The sequence below is a fragment of the Mycolicibacterium agri genome, from assembly GCF_002553505.1.
GTDB classification, from domain to species: domain Bacteria; phylum Actinomycetota; class Actinomycetes; order Mycobacteriales; family Mycobacteriaceae; genus Mycobacterium; species Mycobacterium agri.
This window is the reverse complement of the sequence record NZ_PDCP01000070.1, coordinates 22,618-29,041: the sequence shown is the minus strand read 5'-3', so window position 1 is coordinate 29,041 and position 6,424 is coordinate 22,618. Positions and strand designations below refer to the sequence as shown.

Genomic DNA, 6,424 nt, shown 5'->3' with positions numbered 1-6,424 from the left:
CCCCAAAACCCCACCACAACCCACACCTGTGGATGAAATCACGACTGTGGATAACCACCCGGGCCGCAGCCGAGTTTGTCCGACCCAGATGGCAGGCTGGATGGCCGTTTTGCTCATCGCAGTCACTCACTAGCACCGCGGCGATCCGGATGACATTGCAGTAGCGCGCTACCGCCGTCGTCACGCAATCAGAGAGTGACGATTCCCATGCGGAACGCGACAAGGGCATCGCCATCGTTACGCCACCACGAGATGGAGGACCAAACATGATCAAAACGGCTATCGTAGCCATGATCGCGGCGGGAACCCTGTCAGTACCACTCGCTGGAATAGCCTGGGCCGCACCGGGTTCAGACTCGAGCGAGGCCAGTGACGGGATAGGACAAGTCGGCGTCCCGACGAAACTCGGCACCTTCGCCGGCTCGGGCATCAAGCCGAAGCCGGAGTTACCGCCAGACACACCGACCTTGAACCCCAGCGGCGCCCCCACGCCCCCTGGCAAGGTCTTCATCAGCGAGGCGGCCAAAGCGCCCGGGGCAAACACGCCGGACGCCATGGGACAGTTGGAATCTCAGATCTGGTCCACGTACACGCTCGCGGATGGAACCGTCATTCCAAGCGATCCGGACGAATGGGGGCAACGTTACTCCGGGCCTAGCAATCAAGCCGTTGACGCCTGGATGCGATAAAGGGCGGTCTGCAGTACCCGCAGCGCCGGACAAAGACCCAGTGACATGCGTTGGCTAGCAACGCGATTCGTACCGACCGCGTCCACCTTCCACGCGCGGGCGGTCGACGCACGCTCTAGAACAGCACCCGCACAATGGTTTCGGCCACCGCGGCCGGCTTGTTCGACCCCTCCAACTCGATGGTGTTCTTCACCGTCATGTTGACCGTGGTGTCGTCGACCTTCGACGCGTCCAGCAGTTCGGAGCGCGCCCGGATCCGCCCGCCCGCAGGCACGGCAGCGATGAACCGGACCTTGTTCAGCCCGTAGTTGATTGCCATCTTCGCGTTCTCGACGCGGTAATTGTCCTTCGTCAGCGCCGGGATCATGGACAGCGTCAGGAAGCCGTGCGCAATGGTTGTGCCGTAGGGGCTCTCCTTCTTGGCGCGCTGGACATCGATGTGGATCCACTGGTGATCGCCTGTCGCATCGGCGAACGCGTTGATGCGATCCTGGTCGATCTCCTGCCATTCGCTGACACCGAGTTCCTCTCCGACCGCGGCAACGGCATCGTCGATCGACTTGATCACCTTCATCAGAATGCATCCTCTCGTAGTTCCATGATCGTCAGATCCACACTTTCGACGATCTTCCTTTCGGACGTCAACCGCGGCAGCACGTTCTTCGCGAAAAACCGTGCGGCCGCGACCTTTCCAGCGTAGAAATATCGCTCACTCTCGGACACATCACCATCCATGGCGTTCAGCGCGATCTCCGCATGCACCAGCAACAGCCACCCGATCAGCAGATCACCAACCGCCAGCAGGAACGGCACCGCCTCCAGACCGAGCCGATAGAGCTCGCGCGCATTCTCCTGGGCACTCAGCAGATACCCTGTCAACGCCGCCGTCATCGCCTGCGCATCCGATAGCGCCGTGGCCAAAAGCGCGCGGGCATCGGCCAACTCGGGCCGCGCAGTATCGCTTCCGAGGAACTTCTGGATCTGCGCGACGACGTGCTGCAGCGCAACACCCTTGTCGCGAGCGATCTTGCGGAAGAAGAAGTCCTGCGCCTGAATCGCCGTCGTGCCCTCGTAGAGGCTGTCGATCTTGGCATCGCGGATGTACTGCTCGATCGGATAGTCCTGCAGAAAGCCGGATCCGCCGAACGTCTGCAGCGACTCGGTCAGGCATTGATACGCCCGTTCCGAGCCGACGCCCTTGACGATCGGCAGCAACAGATCGTTGACCCGGTCCGCCAACTCGGCGTCGGCGCCGGTCACGATCGCGGCCACCGACGGATCCTGATGCGCGGCGGTGAACAGGTACAGCGCCCGCAACCCCTCGGCGTAGGCCTGCTGCGTCATCAATGCCCGCCGCACATCCGGGTGGTGAATGATCGTCACGCGCGGCGCCGTCTTGTCCGTCATCTGCGTCATGTCGGCGCCCTGAATCCGCGTCTTCGCATACTCCAGTGCGTTCAGGTAGCCCGTCGACAGCGTTGCAATCGCCTTCGTACCCACCATCATTCGCGCGTACTCGATCACCTTGAACATCTGCACGATGCCCTGGTGAGCGTCCCCGACGAGCCAGCCCACCGCGGGCTTTCCGTGCTGGCCGAACGTGAGTTCGCAAGTGGCCGAGGCTTTCAGGCCCATCTTGTGTTCGAGTCCGGTGACGAACACACCATTGCGGTCGACGGTCTCGCCCGTCTCCGGGTCGAACAGGAACTTCGGTACGAAGAACAGGCTCAGCCCCTTCGTCCCCGGACCGGCACCCTCGGGCCGTGCGAGCACCAGATGCATGATGTTCTCGAACATGTCATCGGTGTCGCCGTTGGTGATGAACCGCTTCACCCCGTCGATGTGCCACGTGCCGTCGGGCTGCTGAACCGCCTTGGTGCGGCCCGCGCCGACGTCGGAGCCGGCATCGGGTTCGGTGAGCACCATCGTCGCTGCCCAGTTCCGTTCGATGGCCAACTGCGCCCAGTGCCGCTGCTGCTCGTTGCCGATGTGGTAGAGGATGTCGGCCATGATCGGACCCGCCATGTAAAGAAACACAGGCGGATTGGCGCCCAGCGGCAACTCGTTGATCGCCCACGCCACCATCACGGGTGCGGGCACCCCGCCGAGCGCCTCGTCCAGGCCGATGCGGAACCACTCCCCCTGCCGCCATGCCTTCAATGACTCCTTGAACGGCTCCGGTATCGACACCGTGTGGGTCTGCGGGTCGAACGTCGGCGGATTCCTGTCGGCGACCGCGAACGACTCGGCGACCGGTCCCTCGGCCAGCCGCACCGCCTCTTCGAGCATCTGGCGTACCGACTCGCCGTCCAAATCGCCGAACTCACCCGTTGCCAACGCCTTCTCGAGCTCCAGCACCTCGAACAGGTTGAACTCGAGATCGCGCACGTTGCTCTTGTAGTGGCCCATCGTCAGCCCCTTCCGCGACTGCGCAGAGCGTAACGCGTCCTACGCGCCGCGGAATCGGGCTTCGCGCCGCTCGACGAACGACTGCACACCCTCGGCGGCGTCGGCGGTGCCGAACAGCTTTTTCACCTCCGGACGCAGCCGCTCGATCGCCGCGGCCTCGCCCTCCCGGCCGGCCAGCTGCGCCGACGCCAGCACCGCCTGGACCCCGAGCGGCGCGGCCCGATCGGCGATGGTGTGCGCGATGCGGCGGGCCGTCGCCTGCGCCTCTGCGGCGTCGGGAACGATCTCCTGCACCAGGCCGATGCGCCTGGCCTCCTCAGCGTCGAACTCGTCGCCGGTCAGCAGCCAGCGCATCGCGTTGCCCCAGCCGGCCTGTTGCGGCAGCCGGATGGTGGCGCCGCCGAAGGGGTAGATCCCCCTGCGCACCTCGAGCTGCGAGAAACGTGTTCCGGTGGCCGCCACGCGGATGTCGGCGGCCAGCAGCAATTCGATGCCCAGCGTCATGCACCAGCCGTGCACCGCTGCGACAACCGGTTTGGTCCACGGCCCGTCGAGCCGCCACGGATCACGCCCGCCGGCGGGAAACTCGAGCCCACCGCTGGCGATGTGGGGTCCGACGTCGACCAGGTCGAGCCCGGCCGTGAAATGGTCCCCATGCGCGAGAAGCACGCCCGCGCGAAGCGATTCGTCGGACTCCAGCAGCCCATAGGCGCGAGACAGGTCGGCGAGCATCGCCAGGTTGAACGCGTTGCGCTTAGAGGGCCGGTTCAGCCCGATGACCAGGACATGGCCATCGCGCTCCAACGTCACCGTTTCCAAAGTCACCTCGGATGCTGTCATGACCTGAGTGAACCGCGATCGCAGGAATTATGCAATACCCCATAATTTAGCCAGCTGAACACAGACCGGAAGGGCCGGGAATAGACGCGCTCTACCCGGGGTTAGTCCCTGTCAACAGCAGAAACCGTGACAGGCATGTTGCGCGAACCAGGACCGCGTTCTATGCTTTTTGTCATAATCGCAAGGAGGCGCCCGATGTGGGTCATAGAGATCAACGTCGCCGGCCATCAGTTCACGCACCGTGTGCCGGAACGTCGTCGACCGCTATTTCGATTCCCCGCCCGCGCAATCGGTTGGCGTCCAGCTGTGCTGCGCAATCTCCCCGCGGCGTGAGCACCCGTCAGGACGCGCCCCAGACGAAGGCAACCAAGGCGCGGTCGAAGCGCGGGTCGACGCGCACCGACATGCTGATGAGTGCCGCCCAGGTGATGCGCGAGCGCGGCGCGGCAGGCGTGACCATCGACGAAGTCCTCGCCCGCAGCGGCGCCCCCCGCGGTTCGGTCTACTACCACTTCCCCGGAGGAAGAAACCAGATCCTGGCCGAGGCGCTGCGCTGGGCCGGTGACGCGATCACCGAAAGCATCGACTCGGCGGTCGATCGCGGCGCGCTCGCGCTGGTGCGCGGCTTCACCAGATTCTGGGAGCGAGCACTGCAAGAGAGCGACTACGGCGCGGGCTGCCCGGTGGTCGCCGCCGCAATCGGGAGCGACGCCGACGAGACACAACTGGCCGCCATCGCCACCGAGATCTTCGAGCGCTGGCGTGACGCTCTGGCGCGGGCCTTTGTCTCCGACGGATTCGATGCCGCCGAGGCACAGTCGCTGGCCGTCACCTGCATCGCGTCCCTGGAAGGGGCGGTAGTGCTGTGCCGTTTGCTTCGCAACGCCGAACCGTTGCGGCAAGTCGTGACGCAGATGGAATTCCTCATCAAGTCACGGGAGTTCATCCGCCGATACGGCGTGCCGACCGTCGACCACTAGGCCTTTTGCCAACGGGCGCAGAGGAATTCGCCGTTGACGCCCGACTCCACCAGCTTCCACTCCGTGCGCTCCGGCATCAGCCGCCCGCCCGTCCCCAGCGTGCACGGCGCGTAGCTGACAATCATCTCGTCGATCAATCCGGCACGAGCGAACTGCGCGGCCACGTCGCCGCCGCCGACCACCCAGACATCCTGGTCACCCGCCGCCTCTACCAGTTTGGGGTGCAAATCGGCCACGTCCCCGTGATAGACGTGCACCGGATGGCCGGCGCGCACGATGCCCGGCCGATGCGTCAACACCCACGTCGGCTGCTTGTACGGCCACTCGCCAGACTCGTTGGCCAGGATCCACTCGTAGGTCGTCGCGCCCATCACCAGCGCGCCCACCGACTCGTTGAAGGCGTCGTATCCGAACGGGCCGTCGGCATCGATGTCGCGGGATATCAACCAGTCCAGGCTGTTTCGGTCGTCGACGATGTAGCCGTCGATGCTGGATGCGGTGTAGTAGATCGTAGCCATGTCAGTTGCTCCTCATCCACGCGAGCGGGTCGCCGTTGTCGGTGCGGACACCGTGGCGCGCCAGCATCATGCGAGCCAGCCCCCTCCGGTGAGCCGAGTAGTTCAACACATGCGCGACGATCCCGTACAGCTGGAATGATTCCGGCGGATCGCACAACGCGTCGATGATGGTGTCACCGAGCCGGCCATCGGCGGTGTACTCGGATACTATTGCGCTCCAACGTCTTCCGAGTTCCTCGTGGTACTCAGCCAGCTGCAGCGCCGTCGTCGTCTCCGGCGAAGTGGCTGCCCTCGACGGGAAGTCGCGGCCTTCGATGGTGGCCAACCAGACCTCCTTCGTCCACACGATCGCCCCGAGCACCGCACCGACGCTGGGTTCCGGTCCGTCCCAATCCAGAATCACTTGGCCCGGCGAAACCTCCTCCAGCCATTGATCTTTCGACAGCTGCGACGCCTTGCCGATCAGGTTTGCGGTGTCGGCGATGTCATGCGCCACCATCAATTGCGAAATGTCGGGCTCCTTCGTGTCACCGTCGCTGTCCAACCACAGCGACTGCGGCGGGTGGAAGTGCAGACCGTTGGGCGCGGGCACGCGGAACGCGACATCTGCGGCCCGCGACGGCGGCACCCCGAACGTGCGGCGAAACGCGCGCGAGAACACCTCCGGCGACGACCAGCCCTCCTCGGCGGCCACCGTCGACACCTGCTCTCCGCCGCGCAACCGCCACGCCGCGCGCTCGAGCATGATCCGGCGCCGCAGCGCCGCCGGCGACTCACCCGTGAGCCTGCGCACCTCACGGGAGAAGTGGAATTCCGACGCGAAGCTGCTGCGCGCCATGTCGCCGACGTCGGTGTTGTCGGAGTCGACGACGGCGTCGAGCAGTTCGCGCAGGCGGTCACGGCGGGACGGATCGGTCACGTTCACCGAGTATGGTCGGCGGCCGCGCAATTGGACATGACAATTCCTGCTGCGGTCGGCTCACCGGGT

The 6,424-nt window shown here is 65.0% G+C and carries 7 protein-coding genes; 1 reads left to right on the top strand and 6 read right to left on the bottom strand.

Features of this window, described 5'->3' with window-relative positions:
- From CQY20_RS35235 to CQY20_RS26410, 4 genes are all read right to left on the bottom strand, one after another.
- A partial coding sequence (locus CQY20_RS35235) for a hypothetical protein (RefSeq protein ID WP_207767325.1) occupies positions 1-556 on the bottom strand: 556 nt, incomplete at its 3' end.
- A gap of 248 nt (positions 557-804) precedes the next feature.
- Positions 805-1,263, bottom strand: coding sequence for a MaoC family dehydratase (locus CQY20_RS26420; RefSeq protein WP_097943109.1), 459 nt, complete (start codon positions 1,261-1,263; stop codon positions 805-807).
- Entirely contained in the window at positions 1,263-3,098 is a 1,836-nt protein-coding gene (locus tag CQY20_RS26415; RefSeq protein WP_097943107.1) for an acyl-CoA dehydrogenase, read from the bottom strand. The genes CQY20_RS26420 and CQY20_RS26415 overlap by 1 nt, the downstream gene beginning before the upstream one ends.
- Positions 3,099-3,137: 39 nt before the next feature.
- Positions 3,138-3,938, bottom strand: coding sequence for a crotonase/enoyl-CoA hydratase family protein (locus tag CQY20_RS26410; protein ID WP_097943105.1), 801 nt, complete (start codon positions 3,936-3,938; stop codon positions 3,138-3,140).
- 404 nt (positions 3,939-4,342) lie between these two features.
- Between CQY20_RS26410 and CQY20_RS26405 the strand changes: the two genes are divergently transcribed.
- Positions 4,343-4,918: a TetR/AcrR family transcriptional regulator gene (locus CQY20_RS26405; protein ID WP_097943119.1), complete on the top strand. Its 576-nt coding sequence runs from the start codon at positions 4,343-4,345 to the stop codon at positions 4,916-4,918.
- Here CQY20_RS26405 and CQY20_RS26400 read toward each other — a convergent pair.
- The gene (locus tag CQY20_RS26400; RefSeq protein ID WP_097943103.1) at positions 4,915-5,436 is read right to left on the bottom strand and encodes a dihydrofolate reductase family protein; all 522 of its coding nucleotides are present in this window, start codon (positions 5,434-5,436) and stop codon (positions 4,915-4,917) included. The two genes, CQY20_RS26405 and CQY20_RS26400, sit on opposite strands and share 4 nt — an antisense overlap.
- A gap of 1 nt (position 5,437) precedes the next feature.
- Positions 5,438-6,355 carry a helix-turn-helix domain-containing protein gene (locus CQY20_RS26395; RefSeq protein WP_097943117.1) on the bottom strand — a complete coding sequence of 306 codons (918 nt, stop codon included), beginning with the start codon at positions 6,353-6,355 and terminating at the stop codon, positions 5,438-5,440.
- Between the last annotated feature and the right edge of the window lie 69 nt (positions 6,356-6,424).

Coding starts and splice junctions, on each gene's coding strand:
- CQY20_RS26420 (WP_097943109.1), bottom strand. CDS start 1,263: ATGAAGGTGATCAAGTCGATCGACGATGCCGTTGCCGCGGTCGGAGAG.
- CQY20_RS26415 (WP_097943107.1), bottom strand. CDS start 3,098: ATGGGCCACTACAAGAGCAACGTGCGCGATCTCGAGTTCAACCTGTTC.
- CQY20_RS26410 (WP_097943105.1), bottom strand. CDS start 3,938: ATGACAGCATCCGAGGTGACTTTGGAAACGGTGACGTTGGAGCGCGAT.
- CQY20_RS26405 (WP_097943119.1), top strand. CDS start 4,343: ATGCTGATGAGTGCCGCCCAGGTGATGCGCGAGCGCGGCGCGGCAGGC.
- CQY20_RS26400 (WP_097943103.1), bottom strand. CDS start 5,436: ATGGCTACGATCTACTACACCGCATCCAGCATCGACGGCTACATCGTC.